Source organism: Sanguibacter sp. TS_SC_8 (genome assembly GCF_055361235.1).
Genome location: NZ_CM143955.1, coordinates 2938976 through 2955574 on the forward strand (window position 1 = coordinate 2938976; position 16599 = coordinate 2955574).

Genomic DNA, 16599 nt, shown 5'->3' on the forward strand with positions numbered 1-16599 from the left:
CGTTCGCGAGTCAGACGAGGTCGTTGCGGATGAGGAAGTCGGCGAGCGCCAGCCCGCCCTCGCCCTTGTCGGTCACCAGCTGCACGGCAGGGCGCGGCGGGCGCGGGGCGCTCGAGACCACTCGGGTGCGCGCTCCGGCGTCGCCCACCGAGGCGGCGTCGAGGCCCACGTCGGAGAGGCCCCAGACGGTGATCTCCTTGGTCCGTGCCGCCATGATGAGCTTGAAGTTCGGGTACCGCGGGGTGTTGACGTGGTCGGTCACCGAGACCACCGCGGGTGCCGGCGCGGTGAGCACCTCGGTGACGCCGTCGAGGTCACGGACGATCTCGACCTGGCCGTGCTCGAGGGTCAGCTTGGTGGCCAGGGTCAGCTGCGGCAGGCCGAGCTCGGCCGAGACCAGCGCGGGGATGACCGAGGCGAGCCCGTCGAGGGCCGCCATCCCGGTGATGACGAGGTCGACAGTGCCGTCGGTGCTGTCGGCCTCGAGCCGGCGGATGATCGCGGCGATGGCCGTCGCGGTCCCGAAGACGTCCGACCCGGCGAGCGCGTCGTCGGTCAGGCGGACGGCGCGGTCCACCCCGAGCTGATACGCCTTGCGCAGCGCCGCGTCGGCTTCGGCCGGTCCCACGGTGATCACCACGACCTCGCTCGTGGCCCGGTCGGCCTCGTCGAGCGCCTCGAGGAGCTGCAGCGCTGCCTCGATGGCGTTCTCGTCGAGCTCGTTGAGCGTGCCGTCGTCGGATCCTCGGGCCACCCGTCCCGCATCGGTGAACTGCCGATCGGAGTGGATATCAGGGACGTGCTTCACGGGGACGACGATCCTCATGGCAGGCGGCTCTCTTTCCATCGCGACAGGTGGTGTGCAGCCTACAACGCGCGCTCACGCGAACGGCATCCGGTCCAGGCGTGCAAAGGTTTGGCGACCGGCGCGTCAGAATAGCCGGTATGAAGGACACGACCACTGCTTCCGTCCACGGACCAGTCCCCCCGTTCGGTGTCCACCTGCACGGCGGCGGGGTCCGGGTCTCCGTCCTGGCCTCGCACGCCACAGGTGTCGACCTGTGCCTCGTCGACCCGGTCCCGGGCACCCCCCAACGCTTCACCGAGCGCCGCATCCCTCTCGTCGAGCAGAGCTACGGCGTCTGGCACGGGTACGTCCCCGGCGTGCACGAGGGGCAGCGGTACGGGTTCCGCGCTCACGGCCCCTGGGACCCCCACGCCGGGCTGCGGCACAACCCGGCCAAGCTGCTCGTCGACCCCTACGCACGCGGGCTGGTCGGCGAGCTCGACTACGGACCGGTCAGCTACGGTCACGTCGCCACGCTCGACCCGGAGACCGCCGCGATCACCGGTGACCCCTACGGCGCGCCCGACGACCGCGACTCCCTCGGCCACGTGCCGCTCTCCGTCGTCGTCGGTCCGCGCCACCACCACCCCCCGGTGCACCGCCCGAACGTGGCCTGGCGGGACACCGTCATCTACGAGGCGCACGTGCGCGGCCTGACCCAGAACCTCACGGCCGTCCCGGAGGACCTGCGCGGGACGTACGCCGGCCTGGCCCACCCGGCCACGATCGCGCACCTGCTCGACCTCGGCGTGACCACGATCGAGCTGCTCCCGATCCACGCCTTCGTCTCCGAGCCGCACCTGATCACCAAGGGCCTGAGCAACTACTGGGGCTACAACACCCTGGGCTTCTTCGCCCCGCACGCCCCGTACGCGACGGCGGCCGCGCAGGCGGCAGGCCCCGGCGCGGTGCTCGACGAGGTCAAGGGCATGGTCCACCTGCTCCACGAGGCGGGCCTGGAGGTCGTCCTCGACGTCGTCTACAACCACACCTGCGAGGGCGGGGAGCCCGGGCAGCAGGTCAGCTGGCGCGGCCTGGACAACTCCGCCTACTACCTGCACGACGGCGGCGCACCGGCGCGGCTGGTCGACGTCACCGGGTGCGGGAACTCCCTCGACTTCCGCCGCCCGCGGGTGGTCCAGCTCGCGCTGGACTCCCTGCGGTACTGGGCGCAGGAGGTCGGGGTGGACGGCTTCCGCTTCGACCTCGCGGTGACGCTGGGCCGCGACGGCGCCGGCTTCACGACGAACCACCCCTTCCTCGTCGCTCTGCAGACCGACCCGGTGATCAACCAGCTCAAGCTCATCGCCGAGCCGTGGGACGTGGGGATGGGCGGCTGGCAGACCGGGCACTTCCCGGCGCCGATGGCCGAGTGGAACGACCGGTTCCGCAACGCCATCCGCTCGTTCTGGCTGACCGACCCGGCAGCGGCCGCGCACGGGCTGCCCGGTCATGGCGTCCGCGAGCTCGCGACCCGGCTCGCCGGGTCGGCCGACCTCTTCGGCCACAGCGACCCGCCGCTGGTCCGCGGGCCCATCGCCTCGGTCAACTACGTCACCGCTCACGACGGCTTCACCCTGGCCGACCTCGTGGCCTACGAGCACAAGCACAACCAGGCCAACGGCGAGAACGGCCAGGACGGCAGCAACGACAACCGGTCGTGGAACCACGGCGTCGAAGGCCCGGTACCGGCGGACTCACCGGCGATGGAGATCGCCCCGCTGCGCCGGCGGTCGATCCGCAACCTCATGGGCATGCTGCTGCTGTCGGCGGGCACGCCGATGATCACCGCCGGGGACGAGATGGGGCGGACCCAGCGCGGCAACAACAACGCCTACTGCCAGGACAACGCCATGTCGTGGGTCAGCTGGAACCTCTCGCCGTGGCGGGAGAACCTGCTCGCCACCACGCGGTTCCTGCTGGCGCTGCGCCGCGACCACCTCGCGCTGCGGGTCGACGAGTTCTTCCTCGGCCACCCCCAGCCGCACGACCAGCCCACCCAGCCGGACCTGGCCTGGTACGACTACGCCGGGCAGCCGGTCTCGCACACCCAGTGGCACGACTCCGGCACGCGGATCGTGCAGATGCTGCGCCGGGAACGCGCCGGGCGCACGACCGACGAGATCGACGACTCCCACGTGCTGGTCATCCTCAACGGCACCCTCGACCCGGTCGACGTCGTGCTCGCCGGGCGCGGGAACAGCAGCCGGAGCTGGACGCTCGCCTGGGACAGCTCGTGGGAGAACCCCGCCGAGCGCGAGATCGGGCCGGACGGGCACGGGACGAGCCTCGCGGCCGGGGTGGAGGTTCAGCTCGAGCCGCTGACCATCCAGGTCTACCTCGCCTACGACGACGACGACCTGTGACGGCCCCGGGCCGGACCGAGGCCGAAGCTGTCGCCGACTGCGAGCGTGTCTTCCGCCGCAACGGCCTGCCGATGCTCGTGCAGGGGCACACCCTGCGCCGGGACGTCTTCGGCCGGGCCGCCCCGTTCCTGCTCCTGGTCCTGCTCGCGCAGCTCTCGGGGGCGGTCAACCAGTCATGGACGGCGACGGCGAACATCGGCGCGGTGGTCGCCGCGGTCGCGGTGACCACCGGTGGGTACATCGCGCTCAACCGCGTGCGCGGGCGGGCGTGGTCCACCCTGCCCCAGGAGATCGCCGGTCCGGAGCTGACGTTCTTCGTGCTCGCACCTGCCCTGCTGCCCCTGCTCTTCGGCGGGCAGTGGGCCGCTGCCCTCGCGACGGCGACCATGAACGTCGCGATCCTCGCCCTCACGTGGTTCACCGTCCAGTACGGGCTGCTCTCCACCCTGTGGTGGGGCATGGCGCGCGGCGTGGACGAGCTCGGCGCGTCGTTGCTGCGGCTCGTGCGGCTGCTGCCGCCGCTGCTCATCTTCTCTCTCGTGCTGTTCTACAACGCCGAGGTGTGGCAGGTCTTCGACCGGATACCCACCGTGTCGTCCTTCGTCCTCGGCGTGCTCTTCGCCGCGCTCATCCTCGTCCTGGTGGGCCTGCGGCTGCCCTCCGAGGCCGGGTCGGCGCTCTCCCAGGCCTCCGCCGACGTTCCCGGGGCCCAGGGGCTGGCGCCGCTCGGGCGAGGTCAGCGGATCAACGTCATGATCATGGTCGGGGCCAGCCAGCTGCTGCAGGTGGTGGTCGTGTGCGCCGGGGTCTTCGCCTTCTTCGTCGGCATCGGCACCCTCACCGTGACCCCCGAGGTGCAGGAGGTGTGGGCGGTGGGCGGCGGGTGGTCGCTGCCGATCACCCTCCAGGGCACCGAGCTGGTCGTCAACCAGTCCCTGCTGCGGGTCTCGGTCGCGATCGCGACCTTCACCGGCCTGTACTTCGCCATCTCGATCCAGACCGACTCGGCGTACCGCACGGAGTTCAGCGAGGGCATCGAACGCCAGCTGCGCACCGTGGTGGCGGCCCGGGTGCGGTACCGGGAGCTGCTGGGCTGACCTGGCGCCCCCCGAACGCAGGAAGGCCCCCACCGCGTGCGGTGGGGGCCTTCCTGCGAAGCGGTCCCGTCAACGGTGACGGGCTGACGCTCAGACCTTCAGAGCGACCTTCTCCTCGGCGACGACGACCGCGGTCTTCGCCGCGGCCAGCTCGCGCAGGCTCCAGCCGATGAGGATGAACATGACGCCCAGGCCCATGACGAGAGCCGAGACACCGTAGGAGACGACCGAGGTGAACAGCGAAGCCCGCAGGAACGAGCCGTTCATGACCGAGGCGCGCTGGGTGGTGAGAGCCTCGATCTCCTCAGCGTTGCCGTCGGCGTCCGCAGCCTTGAGCTCGGCGACCTTGGAGCCGATCTGGGCGTAGGTGAGGCCGTCGCTGCCGGCGAGCGCGTGGTGGTTGATCGCGTTGGCCTGAGCGAAGGCCGTGAACGGACCAGCGACAGGCTTGCCGGCCAGCGCGCCCGGCTCCTCGTCGGTCACTGCCGAGACCGTGATCTCCTCGGCCTTGAGCTGGCTGGTGATGACTCCCCAGACGACCCCGCCGGCGATGATGAGGACAAGTCCGGCGATCATCGACAGGATGCCGATGATGGCGACCGGCTTGTGGGTCTTGACAACAGCTGCAGACATTTTGATACCCCTCAGTATGCCGAGCTTTCTGTGTCTCGGACTTGGTGTGGTGCGATGACCCCACGCTATGCGCGAGGGAACTGACACAGAGGGGACCTAGGACTCAGCCTCGATGTATCCTGCGTCACACTCCACCCCCGGGATCAGCGTGTTTGCACCGGTCCTGGCCCTGTACGAGGTGATTCAAGATCCTGACAGGCGATCCATGGCTGTCAGGATGATCGGCACGACCTGAACGCCCCCGGCCATGACGCCGGAGGCAACCCGTCAACGTGACGCACTCGGCCGAGGATTGCCCAGCGATTCAGGTGTCATCGGCGCTCCGGAGTCGGTAGGTTCGTCAGGTGACCTCCAAGCGCTCCCCGAAGCCACCCGTGACCAAGACCTCTGGCGCACAGCCCACTGTCGTCTCTCGTCAGACCTCTCCGCTCACCTCGGTCACCGGTGACTCCCGCAGCACCGTGAGGCCAGCTGCCCACGCCGTCCCTGCCGCCACCGCCGACACCGCCGCCACCGCCTCCCTTGTGGCGGTCGCGCACCAACCGATCGGCCGGATCCCCGTGATGGACGTCGCGCCGGTGATCAACGAGGGCAGGTGGCCCACCAAGGCCGTCGTCGGCGAGGTGGTCCCGATCGAGGCGACCGTCTTCCGCGAGGGGCACGACGCCGTCGCCGCGACCGCAGTCCTGCTCTCCCCCACCGGTGAGCGCCTCACCGCTGCGATGGTCGACATCGCCCCCGGCCTCGACCGGTTCCGCGCCGAGCTCGTTCCCGACGCCCCCGGGCAGTGGGGCCTGCTCGTCGAAGGCTGGTCTGACCCCTACGGCACGTGGGAGCACGACGCCAGGATCAAGATCGAGGCCGGCATCGATGTCGAGCTCATGCTCGCCGAGGGCGCAGCGCTGTTCACGCGCGCTGCGGCGCGCGCAGAGCTCGGAGCCGACGACGCGGCCGCGCTGCGCGGCGTCGCCGTCGCGCTCGCGGACCTGAGCCAGGACCCGTTGACCCGCCTGGCCACCGCGACGTCGCCCGCTGTGCACACCGTGCTGGCCGCCGCGCCGCTGCGCGACATGGTCTCGGCCTCCGCGACCTACCCGCTCGTCGTCGACCGCCCGCTCGCCCTCGCAGGAGCCTGGTACGAGTTCTTCCCGCGCAGCGAGGGCGCCACCCAGGACGCCGAGACCGGCCGCTGGACCTCGGGCACCTTCGCCACGGCCGCCGTGCGCCTTCCCGGCATCGCCACGATGGGCTTCGACGTCATCTACCTCACCCCCGTGCACCCGATCGGGACGACGAACCGCAAGGGCCGCAACAACTCCCTCGAGACCGTCGACGGCGACCCTGGGTCGCCCTACGGCATCGGCTCGGCCGACGGTGGGCACGACTCCATCCACCCCGAGCTGGGCACCTTCGACGACTTCGACGAGTTCGTCACCCACGCTCGCGGGCTGGGCATGGAGATCGCGCTCGACCTCGCACTGCAGTGCTCCCCCGACCACCCGTGGGTCACCGAGCACCCGGAGTGGTTCAACACCCGCGTGGACGGCTCGATCGCCTACGCGGAGAACCCTCCCAAGAAGTACCAGGACATCTACCCGCTGAACTTCGACAACGACCCCGAGGGCATCTACCAGGAGATCCTGCGTGTGCTGGGGGTATGGATCGCGCACGGTGTCACCGCGTTCCGGGTCGACAACCCGCACACCAAGCCGTTGCCGTTCTGGGAGCGTCTGCTCGGTGAGATCCGCTCGACGAACCCGGAGGTCATCTTCCTCTCCGAGGCCTTCACCAAGCCAGCGATGATGCACACCCTGGCCAAGATCGGTTTCCACCAGTCGTACACGTACTTCACGTGGCGCAACACCAAGGTCGAGCTCGAGGAGTACTTCCAGGAGGTCAGCGGGCCGGACGGGGCGTACATGCGACCCAGCTTCTGGCCGACGACGCACGACATCCTGCCGCCGTACCTGCAGCACGGCGACGTCGCAGGGTTCGCGATCCGCGCCATCCTGGCCGCCACGGCCTCCCCCACGTGGGGCATCTACTCCGGCTACGAGCTCGCCGAGCGGGTCCCGCGCCCCGGCGTCGACGAGCAGATCGACAACGAGAAGTACGAGTTCAAACCGCGCCACTGGGCCCGTGCCGACGACCTGGGGATCTCCACCCTGCTCGCCCGGCTCAACCAGATCCGCCGTGCCCACCCCGCTCTGCGCCAGCTCCGCAACCTCACCGTGCACCCCACCGACGACGACTCGATCATCGCGTTCTCCTCGCACCTGGCCGCCGAGCACTCTCCCACCGGATCGGCTGACACCGTGATCTCCATCGTCAACATCGACCCGCACGCCACCCATTCGGCGCACGTGTCCTTCGACCTCGCCGCCCTCGGCATCCACGACGCAGGCCACGACGCGACCTTCGACGCCCACGACCTCCTCACCGGAGCCACCTATGCCTGGGGGGCCCAGGCCTTCGTCCAGCTCGACCCCTTCGCCAACTGCGCGCACATCATCACGGTGGGTCAGCGATGAACGGGCCTGACCGCCGTCCGGCGACCATGCCGATCCCTGTGACGGCGCTGCCTCCGCGCACCCAGCCTGCCGTCCCCGGCGGGGGCACGAGCGAACAGCTCACCGACCCCGGACTCATCTACCCGGGTCTGAGCGACGACCCGGACTGGTTCAAGACCGCGGTCTTCTACGAGGTCATCGTCCGGGCCTTCTCCGACTCGACCGGGGCCGGCTCGGGTGACCTGCGCGGACTCATCCAGCGCCTGGACTACCTGCAGTGGTTAGGCATCGACTGCCTGTGGCTGCCGCCGTTCTACCCCTCGCCGCTGCGCGACGGCGGCTACGACGTCGCCGACTACACAGCCATCGCGCCCCAGTACGGGTCGATGGCCGACTTCACCGAGCTCATCGACGAGGCGCACAAGCGGGGGATCCGCATCGTCATCGACCTCGTGATGAACCACACGAGCGACGACCACCCCTGGTTCCAGGCCTCCCGCTCGGACCCGGAGGGCCCGTACGGGGACTTCTACGTGTGGAACGACGAGAACACGAAGTACCCCGACGCGCGGATCATCTTCGTCGACACCGAGACCTCGAACTGGACCTTCGACCCGGTCCGGCGCCAGTACTTCTGGCACCGGTTCTTCTCCCACCAGCCGGACCTCAACTTCGAGAACCCGAAGGTCATCGCCGCGATGATCGACGTCGCGCGGTTCTGGTGCCAGGTGGGCGTGGACGGGTTCCGGCTCGACGCGGTTCCCTACCTCTTCGAGGCCGAGGGCACCAACTGCGAGAACCTGCCCGAGACGCACAAGTTCCTGCGCACCGTGCGGGCCGTGATCGAGGAGGAGTTCCCCGGCCGGATCATGCTCGCCGAGGCGAACCAGTGGCCTGAAGAGGTGGTCGAGTACTTCGGTACCGACGAGGAGCCCGAGTGCCACATGTGCTTCCACTTCCCGGTCATGCCGCGGATCTACTACGCGATCAAGGATCAGCGCGCCAACCAGATCCTCGACATCCTCGCCGACACCCCCGCCATCCCGGCCGGGGCCCAGTGGGGCACCTTCCTGCGCAACCATGACGAGCTCACCCTCGAGATGGTCTCCACCGAGGAGCGCGCCTCGATGTACGGGTGGTACGCCCCCGACCCGCGCATGCGCGCCAACATCGGGATCCGGCGCCGGCTCGCGCCGTTGCTGGACAACTCCCGCAAGGAGATCGAGCTCGCTCACGCGCTGCTGCTGTCTCTGCCAGGCAGCCCCTGCCTGTACTACGGCGACGAGATCGGCATGGGCGACAACATCTGGTTGCCCGACCGCGACGCCGTGCGCACCCCGATGCAGTGGACCCCGGACCGCAACGCCGGGTTCTCGACCGCCGATCCGGGCAAGCTCTACCTGCCCCTGATCCAGTCCCTCGTGCACAACTACCAGCACGCGAACGTCGAGGCGCAGTGGGCGCAGCCGACGTCGCTGCTGCACTGGGTGCACGGCATGCTCAAGGTCCGCCGCGCGCACCCGGCCTTCGGCACGGGCACCTTCGTGCCGCTGGTCGCCGACAACGAGTCGGTCCTGGCCTTCTTGCGGGTCACCCCGGAGGAGACGATCCTCTGCGTGACCAACCTCGCGGCCACGGCCCGGGCGGCGACCGTCACGGTTCCTGGGTGGGCGGGCGCCGACCTGACCGACGTGTTCGGCGGCTCCCAGATCGGCTCGGTGGGCACGAACGGTGATGTCGTGATGACCTTGGGGTCGCGAGAGTTCTTCTGGCTCTCGCTCAGCCCGACTGCGGGGTAGTTCCCCCTCGGCTGATCCACATCACCAGCACCCCCCTGAACGGGGTGACGACGGGCGGGTAAGAAACGGCATGGCACAGGACGCAGGACGCACGACGCACGACACGGCAGGCACGGCACACACGGCACGGCACGAGGCACCCGACGGCGCGACCGGTCCGATCGACGTGGCCGCGGCGCTGGGTGCCTGGCTGCCGGGGCGGCGATGGTTCCCCGCCAAGGGAACCGACGCGGTCTTCGAGCAGGTCGCCAGGATCCCCCTGGCCGGCTCACCGGAGCCGGCGCCGCAGGTGTTCGTCGAGGTGCTGCGCGCGCTCGGTGCCGGCCCGGACGGGGCCGACGTCACGCTCCAGGTGCCGTTGGTCCTGGAGAGCGACGGACCGGGGACTGACGGTCCTGCCTCCCCGGCCGGCCTGATCGCCGAGTCCGGGGCGGCCCGGCTCTACGACGGCGCCTACCACCCTGCGTTCATCGGTGCCTGGCTCGCGGCTGCCACCTGGTCCGAGACCGCCCCGGCTGCCTCGGCGCCCTTCGACCTGACCGGGATGCGGGTGCTCACGGGCGAGCAGTCGAACACCTCCGTCCTGCTGCCCAACGTCGCCGGCGGCGCCATGCTCAAGGTGCTCCGCTCGCTCGCCCCGGGGCAGAACCCTGACCTCGTGGTCCCCCTCGCACTCACCCGGGTCGGCTGGTCCGGTGTGCCCGCGCCCTACGCGTGGAACGAGATCTCGGTGGCCGACGCCGCCCCGGTGGCGGGTGGGCACGACGCCCACGGCTGGACCGCCCACGCGGGCGTGCTCGCCGAGCTGATCCCCGACGCGGACGACGGATTTGAGCTCGCCTGCACCCACGCACGCAACGGGCTCCCCTTCGACGACCTGGCACGCGACCTCGGCGAGCGGGTCGCCCAGATGCACCAGGCGCTGCGCACCGCCTTCGCCGACGAGCTCAGCCCGGCCGACGTCACCTGGCTGCTCGGCGCGCTGCGCCGACGGGTGCTCACCGCGGCGGCGTCGAGCACCGCCGTGAGCTCCCGCGCCGCCCGGATCGAGGCGTTCCTCGTGCACCTGGGCACCGTCGCCAACGACGCCGTGCGCCAGGGCCGCCCGCTCCCCCCGGTCCAGCGCATCCACGGGGACCTGCACCTGGGACAGGTCCTGCACAACGCCGCGTCCGGCTGGCGGGTCCTCGACTTCGAGGGTGAGCCGCTGCGCCCGCTCCTCGAGCGCACCCGCCCTGACCTCGGCGAACGCGACGTCGCAGGGATGCTGCGGTCCTTCGACTACGCCTCCGCACTGGGCGGCGCGACGTCGCCGCAGTGGGCCCGCAGCGCACGCCGCGGCTTCCTCGAGGGGTACTACGGCCAGGGGTACGACGGGGTCGACCCGGACAGGCCGCAGGACGTGTCCCACCCCCTCACCGACCCCCTGCTCACCGACCGGACGGTGGTCCTGGACGCGTTCGAGCTCGACAAGGCGCTCTACGAGGTCGTCTACGAGGAGCGCAACCGGCCGGACTGGATCACCATCCCGCTCGCGGCGGTCGACCGGATCCTCGACGCCCGCGTGCCCGACGCCGTTGTGCCCCAAGAAGTCCAGGGCGCGCCGCGGCGTCTGGCAGCACCGGCTTCGCAGGCGTGGAATGGTAGGGCCATGACCGACTCGACACTGCCATCCGCTGGTCCGCTCGATCCGCTGCCCGTCTCGACCGAGGACCTCGCCGCGGTTGCACGCGGGGTCTTCTACAACCCCCACGCCGTGCTGGGTGGGCACGTCGACCCCACGGGAACGACCGTGACGATCCGCACCCGGCGCCCGCTCGCCGACGAGGTCGTCATCATCACCGGCACGAGTGAGCACACGGCCGTCCACGAGCTCGACGGCATCTGGGTGGCGGTGCTGCCCACGACGGACGCCACGGTCCCGGACTACCGCATCGCCTCGCGCTACGGCGACGAGACCGTGGTCGCGGACGATCCCTACCGGTTCCTGCCCACGGTCGGCGAGCTGGACCAGTACCTCATCGGCGAAGGCCGTCACGAGGAGCTGTGGACCGCGCTCGGCGCGAACCTCAAGACCTACCCGAGCACGCTCGGTGAGGTCCACGGGACCGCCTTCGCCGTCTGGGCACCCAACGCCCGCGCCGTGCGGCTGGTCGGTGACCTCAACTTCTGGGACGGTTCGTCCCACCCCATGCGCTCGCTCGGATCCACAGGCATCTGGGAGCTGTTCGTCCCCGGCGTCGGCGCCGGCAGCCGCTACAAGTTCGAGATCCTCGGGCCCGACGGCGCGTGGCACCAGAAGGCCGACCCGGTCGCCAAGGGGACCGAGATCCCGCCGGCCACCGCCTCTGTCGTCGTGCAGTCCGCGTACACGTGGGACGACCAGGAGTGGATCACCCGGCGCGCCGGGAGGGACCCGCACAACGCTCCCCTGAGCATCTACGAGGTCCACCTGGGCTCCTGGCGCCAGACGCTGTCCTACCGAGACCTGGCCGTGCAGCTGACCGAGTACGTCGTGGACATGGGCTTCACGCACGTCGAGCTCATGCCGGTGGCCGAGCACCCCTTCGGTGGGTCCTGGGGCTACCAGGTCACCTCCTACTACGCACCGACCTCGCGGTTCGGTCACCCCGACGACTTCCGCTTCCTCGTCGACAGCCTGCACCAGGCCGGGATCGGCGTCATCCTCGACTGGGTGCCCGCCCACTTCCCCAAGGACGCCTGGGCGCTGGCGCGCTTCGACGGGACCGCCCTGTACGAGCACCCGGACCCGATGCGCGGGGAGCAGATGGACTGGGGCACCTACGTCTTCAACTTCGGACGGTCGGAGGTGCGCAACTTCCTCGTCGCCAACGCGACCTACTGGCTCGAGGAGTTCCATATCGACGCGCTGCGCGTCGACGCCGTCGCGTCCATGCTCTATCTCGACTACTCCCGCGAGCACGGAGCGTGGGCCCCGAACATCCACGGGGGCCGTGAGAACCTCGAGGCCATCAGCTTCCTCCAGGAGGCGAACGCCACGGCCTACCGGCGCAGCCCCGGCGTCATGATGATCGCCGAGGAGTCGACGGCGTGGGCCGGGGTCACCCAGCCGACGAGCGCAGGCGGCCTCGGGTTCGGGCTCAAGTGGAACATGGGCTGGATGAACGACACCTTGCGCTACCTCGCCGAGGCACCGATCAACCGCCGGTACCACCACCACGAGGCCACGTTCTCGCTGGTGTACGCCTACTCCGAGCAGTTCGTCCTGCCGATCAGCCACGACGAGGTCGTGCACGGCAAGGGCTCCCTCATGCGCAAGATGCCCGGGGACGACTGGCAGCAGCTGGCCGGCGTGCGGCTGCTCTTCGCCTACCAGTGGGCGCACCCGGGCAAGCAGCTGACCTTCATGGGCAACGAGTTCGCCCAGGGCACCGAGTGGGCCGAGTCGTCCAGCCTCGACTGGTACCTGCTCGACCACTCCGGCCACGTCGGCGTGCAGAGCCTGGTCCGGGACCTCAATGCCCTCTACCTCGACCACCCCGAGCTGTGGGCCCTCGACCACGACCCCGCAGGCTTCGAGTGGCTCGACGCCTCCGACGCCGACCACAACGTGCTCTCGTTCCTGCGCCGGGACCGCGAGGGCAACGTCATGGCCGTGCTCATCAACTTCTCCGGCAGCCCGCACGAGGGCTACCGGCTGCCGCTGCCCTCGGGCGGGGTGTGGCGCGAGGTGCTCAACACCGACGCGGCTGTCTACGGCGGCTCGGGCGTGGGGAACCTCGGGTCGGTCCAGACCGAGGAGGTGCCGTGGTCGGGACGCCCGTACTCGGTCGCCCTCCAGGTGCCCCCGCTCGGCGCGGTGTTCCTCGTCCCGGAGCTGTAGCCCAGTCCCGGAGCTGGCGCCCACAAGAGACAGACGACAGATGGTCGGCCCCGATGGGGCCGACCATCTGTCGTCTGGGTCGGAACGCGCTTGTGCCGGTCCTGCTAGTACAGCGCCGTCATGAGCGCGCGCCGGGCGGGAGCCACCCGAGGGTCCTGAGATCCCAGGAGATCGAAGTACTCGACGAGCCGCTTGCGCAGCACCTCGCGGTCGGGGGCGTCCGGGACCAGCTCGATGAGCCGGTTGAGGGCGTCCTCGACCTTCCCGCCGAGCAGGTCGATGTCGGCCACGGCGAGCTGGGCGTCGATGTCTCCCGGGGCGTCGGCGGCCCGCCGGCGCACGGCGGCGAGGTCGGCGTCGTGGGTGCGCAGCAGGAGCTTGACCTGAGCCAGCCCGGCCGTGGCCAGCTGGTCTCGGGGGTCCTCGCGCAGGGCCTGCTCGTACGCGGCGACCGCGGTGGGCAGGTCGTCAGCCTCGATCGCGTCGAAGGCCTTCTGGTGCAGCGGGGGCAGCTCCGGCTCCGGCTCGGGGAGGTCGGCTCCGGTCGCCATCGAGCCGTCGTAGGACTCCAGCACCCCGGTCACCCCGTTCGCCGCAGCGGCCTCGAGGATCTCCTCGAGGATCCCGCGGATCTGCTCGGCCTCGGCGACGCCCTGGAAGAGCGGGACCGGCTGCTGGGCGAGGATCGCCACGACCGTGGGGAACGCCTCGACCTGGAAGGCCTGCGCGATCTGGGGATAGTCGGTGACGCTGATCCGGGCCAGCAGGAACCGTCCGGCGTACTCCTGGGTGAGCGCACCGAGGGTCGCGGCGAGGCGGATGCTCTCCGGGTCGGTCGGCAGCCAGAGCAGCGCGATGACCGGCACCTTGGCCGACTGCTGGACCACCGAGGGGAACATCTCGTCGGTGATGTCCACCACGAACCCGCCTGCGGCAGGAGCGCCGCCGGGCGCTCCTGGCGGTGGAGCGGTCGGGCGCCCGAAGGCGGACAGGTCCACGGCGCCGCGGACCTCGAACTGTGAACCAGGTGCACCAGGTTGACTCATGGGTCCCATCCTTCCATCTGAGGCGACGAAGCGGGAAACCGTGACCGAAGAGCGAGCAGCCCGGCGATCAGGAGGTCCGTCATTCGGCCGGGGAGGTCAGGGGATGGAGGCCGACGTGGTGATCAGCTCGCTCCCGATCACGGACACGGGCGTGCCCGCGGACGCCGGTGGGATGTAGATGCCGACGAGGCTCGTGCGTCCCACGGTGAGCGAGTTGCTCGGCTCCGTGGCGCCGATGAAGGCCTGTTCGGTCGGTGACGGTGAGATCTTGGCACTCTCCTCCCCCTTGAGCGTCTCGAGGGAGGTGATCTCCCCGACCACGAGCGCTCCGCCGTCGGCGGTGCGCAGCGTCCGCAGCGCACCAGCGGTCGGGGTGAACTGCAGCGTGTACGTGCCGGTGATCTCGGCAGCCGACGCTGCCCGCTTCTCCCGCAGCGCCGACATCTGCTCACGCAGCGGGTCGGTCGGGAACTCCGCGAGGTAGGGCGAGGCGTCACCGTTGGTGAGGAGGTCGGCGTAGTGCGCCACGGCGTCCGCCGGGGTGAGCAGCAGCGTGGGGTCGTCCGGGGCGACGGCCTCGGTGCCGATCGCTGCCGCCGGGAAGGCGGGCAGCGTGACCCCCGGGAACAGCCGGATCCAGCCCCACAGCTTGTAGGGGTCGCGGGCGGTGGCCTGCTCGGTGACCAGCAGGCGTTCGGTCTGCAGGTTCTGCGGGCGCTCGCTCACCGCGAAGGTCGTCCTGGGCCAGGTCTGGGTGGTGGGCAGCACTTCGGACTGGACCGTGGTGGGGATCTCGGAGATCGCGTCGGGGCTGCCGGTCGCCGTGGCGACCGTGAACTCCGCCGTGCGGAACGTCAGGGCCGGGCCGGTCACCCGGCTGTCGAGCGCCGCCGGGTCGAGGGAGGCCGAGGCCGCTGTGAGCGTCTCGCCGATCGCGGTGAGGATCACCTCGTCCTGATCGACCGTGAGCACCACGGGAGGCGCCGAGGGTGCAGGGTCGACCTGGACCTCGGGCAGATCCGGGGTGCAGGCCGTCAGCAGGAGGAACCCGGCGGTTGTCAGAACGAGTGCGGGCGTGGTGCGTCGCATCAGGATCCTTCCGTCGTGGTGTTGTTGCGGGGCGCCGTGCTCTGCGGGGCCGACCCGTCCGTGGGGGACGTCGCCCCCTCCGGGCGCACGCCCCAGGCCTGACGCCAGCTGGACCCGGACGCGGAGCTGGATTCCGCGGGCAGCCACACCGGGCGAGCCAGGTCGACCACGGGCGGCGCCGCTGGGGCAGGTGGTGCGGTCTCGGTCTTCTTGACCATGGGGATCGCGCCGGTCCACGGCCACGCCCGCTTCGTGCGGCGGGCTGCGGCGTTGACCTCTTCGAGTCGTGTCTGCTCCTCCAGTGCGGCCTGCTCTCGCAGCTCGCGGCGGGTGAGACCGGTGCGGGTCTCGGTGCCGTCGGTGGCCGAGGACGCCCCGACCATCGCCCCGGAGCCGGCGGAGATCGTCTGTCGGAACGAGGAGCCGGCGGTTCCTGCGGCGCCATCGGTGCCATCGGTGACCGGTCGCCCGATCGCCGCGGCACGCTGACGAGCCGCGGCGCGCATCGCCGAGCTGTTGGTGGGGGCGGAAGCCACCGGGTCGCGGGAGCGGAGGAAGAAGAACCCGTAGACGCACCCGGCGAGGACGAGCAGCGTACCGAGCAAGACTCCTGGCCACATCAGCGGGGTGGTGACCTCGCGGGGCCAGCTCAGGGTGAGCTGCGGCGTCGCGGCGTCCTCACCGACCGCGGCCACCAGCAGGACCTCGTCGCTCGAGGACGCGTCCCAGGTGAGGGAGGCGGACTCGGTCCCGATCGCGCTGGTCAGCCACATGTCCGAGACCTCGGGATCAGGGCCGACCGCGGGAGCTTCTTCGGCCGGGAGGTCCTCCACGGGAGCTGCCTCAGCCGGAGCTTCCTCAGCCGGTGCCTCTTCGGCCGGTGGTTCTTCGGCCGGTGGTTCGGTCGGTTCGTCGGGGCTCGCAGGCTCCGTGACGCTCAGCGTCTCCCAGTCGGAGGCGCCGGTCACCTCAAGGACCGGGTCCTCACCGATCCAGCCTTCGACATCGACGGCTCGACCTATCGCCAGGACCACCTTCGCGTCGGCGGAGGACGTCGCGGTGATCGTCACGGAGTCGTCCACGAGGCCAAGGACGCCGGGGGCGGTGGTCAGGAGGGTTGCACCGCTCTGGGTGCCGGTCGTCATGACCGCCGTGTCACTGGGGCGCCAGAGGGTCCCTGACGCGACCGAGAGCCCGGCGAGCACCAGGCCCACGAGCACCAGGCTGATCGTCACGAATTTGTGGAGCACCGATTGTTCCCTTCGACTGCGGTCTTCCAGCCTATCGCCCCACCGCTCGCGCAGATCGAGCCCTTGCCCCGTAAACAGTGCATACCCGACGCGAGCG

10 protein-coding genes are annotated in these 16599 nt (G+C 70.4%); 5 read left to right on the forward strand and 5 right to left on the reverse strand.

What is annotated here, in order from left to right; genetic code table 11:
* Window positions 1-10: 10 nt before the first annotated feature.
* On the reverse strand, window positions 11-826 hold the full coding sequence (locus ACWA15_RS13380) for an electron transfer flavoprotein subunit beta/FixA family protein (protein WP_464055831.1): 816 nt from the start codon (window positions 824-826) through the stop codon (window positions 11-13).
* Between the two features lie 119 nt (window positions 827-945).
* Between ACWA15_RS13380 and glgX the strand changes: the two genes are divergently transcribed.
* Both glgX and ACWA15_RS13390 read left to right on the forward strand, forming a co-directional pair.
* On the forward strand, window positions 946-3213 hold the full coding sequence (glgX, locus tag ACWA15_RS13385; protein WP_464055832.1) for a glycogen debranching protein GlgX: 2268 nt from the start codon (window positions 946-948) through the stop codon (window positions 3211-3213).
* Window positions 3210-4310, forward strand: coding sequence for a hypothetical protein (locus ACWA15_RS13390; protein WP_464055833.1), 1101 nt, complete (start codon window positions 3210-3212; stop codon window positions 4308-4310). The genes glgX and ACWA15_RS13390 overlap by 4 nt, the downstream gene beginning before the upstream one ends.
* A gap of 90 nt (window positions 4311-4400) precedes the next feature.
* On the opposite strand, the gene ACWA15_RS13395 is transcribed toward ACWA15_RS13390, so the two are convergent.
* The gene (locus ACWA15_RS13395; RefSeq protein WP_464055834.1) at window positions 4401-4943 is read right to left on the reverse strand and encodes an aromatic ring-opening dioxygenase LigA; all 543 of its coding nucleotides are present in this window, start codon (window positions 4941-4943) and stop codon (window positions 4401-4403) included.
* A gap of 563 nt (window positions 4944-5506) precedes the next feature.
* On the opposite strand from ACWA15_RS13395, the gene ACWA15_RS13400 reads away from it, so the two are divergent.
* The 3 genes from ACWA15_RS13400 (at window position 5507) to glgB (ending at window position 13117) form a co-directional block, all read left to right on the forward strand.
* The gene (locus ACWA15_RS13400; RefSeq protein WP_464059512.1) at window positions 5507-7474 is read left to right on the forward strand and encodes an alpha-1,4-glucan--maltose-1-phosphate maltosyltransferase; all 1968 of its coding nucleotides are present in this window, start codon (window positions 5507-5509) and stop codon (window positions 7472-7474) included.
* Complete coding sequence (treS, locus tag ACWA15_RS13405) at window positions 7471-9252, forward strand: maltose alpha-D-glucosyltransferase (RefSeq protein ID WP_464055835.1); 1782 nt, start codon at window positions 7471-7473, stop codon at window positions 9250-9252. The genes ACWA15_RS13400 and treS overlap by 4 nt, the downstream gene beginning before the upstream one ends.
* A 70-nt stretch (window positions 9253-9322) precedes the next feature.
* Window positions 9323-13117 carry a 1,4-alpha-glucan branching protein GlgB gene (glgB, locus tag ACWA15_RS13410; protein WP_464055836.1) on the forward strand — a complete coding sequence of 1265 codons (3795 nt, stop codon included), beginning with the start codon at window positions 9323-9325 and terminating at the stop codon, window positions 13115-13117.
* Between the two features lie 104 nt (window positions 13118-13221).
* Here glgB and ACWA15_RS13415 read toward each other — a convergent pair whose 3' ends face one another.
* The 3 genes from ACWA15_RS13415 to ACWA15_RS13425 form a co-directional block, all read right to left on the reverse strand.
* Window positions 13222-14163, reverse strand: coding sequence for a tetratricopeptide repeat protein (locus tag ACWA15_RS13415; RefSeq protein WP_464055837.1), 942 nt, complete (start codon window positions 14161-14163; stop codon window positions 13222-13224).
* 96 nt (window positions 14164-14259) lie between these two features.
* The gene (locus ACWA15_RS13420; protein ID WP_464055838.1) at window positions 14260-15252 is read right to left on the reverse strand and encodes a DUF8094 domain-containing protein; all 993 of its coding nucleotides are present in this window, start codon (window positions 15250-15252) and stop codon (window positions 14260-14262) included.
* On the reverse strand, window positions 15252-16502 hold the full coding sequence (locus ACWA15_RS13425; protein ID WP_464055839.1) for a hypothetical protein: 1251 nt from the start codon (window positions 16500-16502) through the stop codon (window positions 15252-15254). The genes ACWA15_RS13420 and ACWA15_RS13425 overlap by 1 nt, the downstream gene beginning before the upstream one ends.
* Between the last annotated feature and the right edge of the window lie 97 nt (window positions 16503-16599).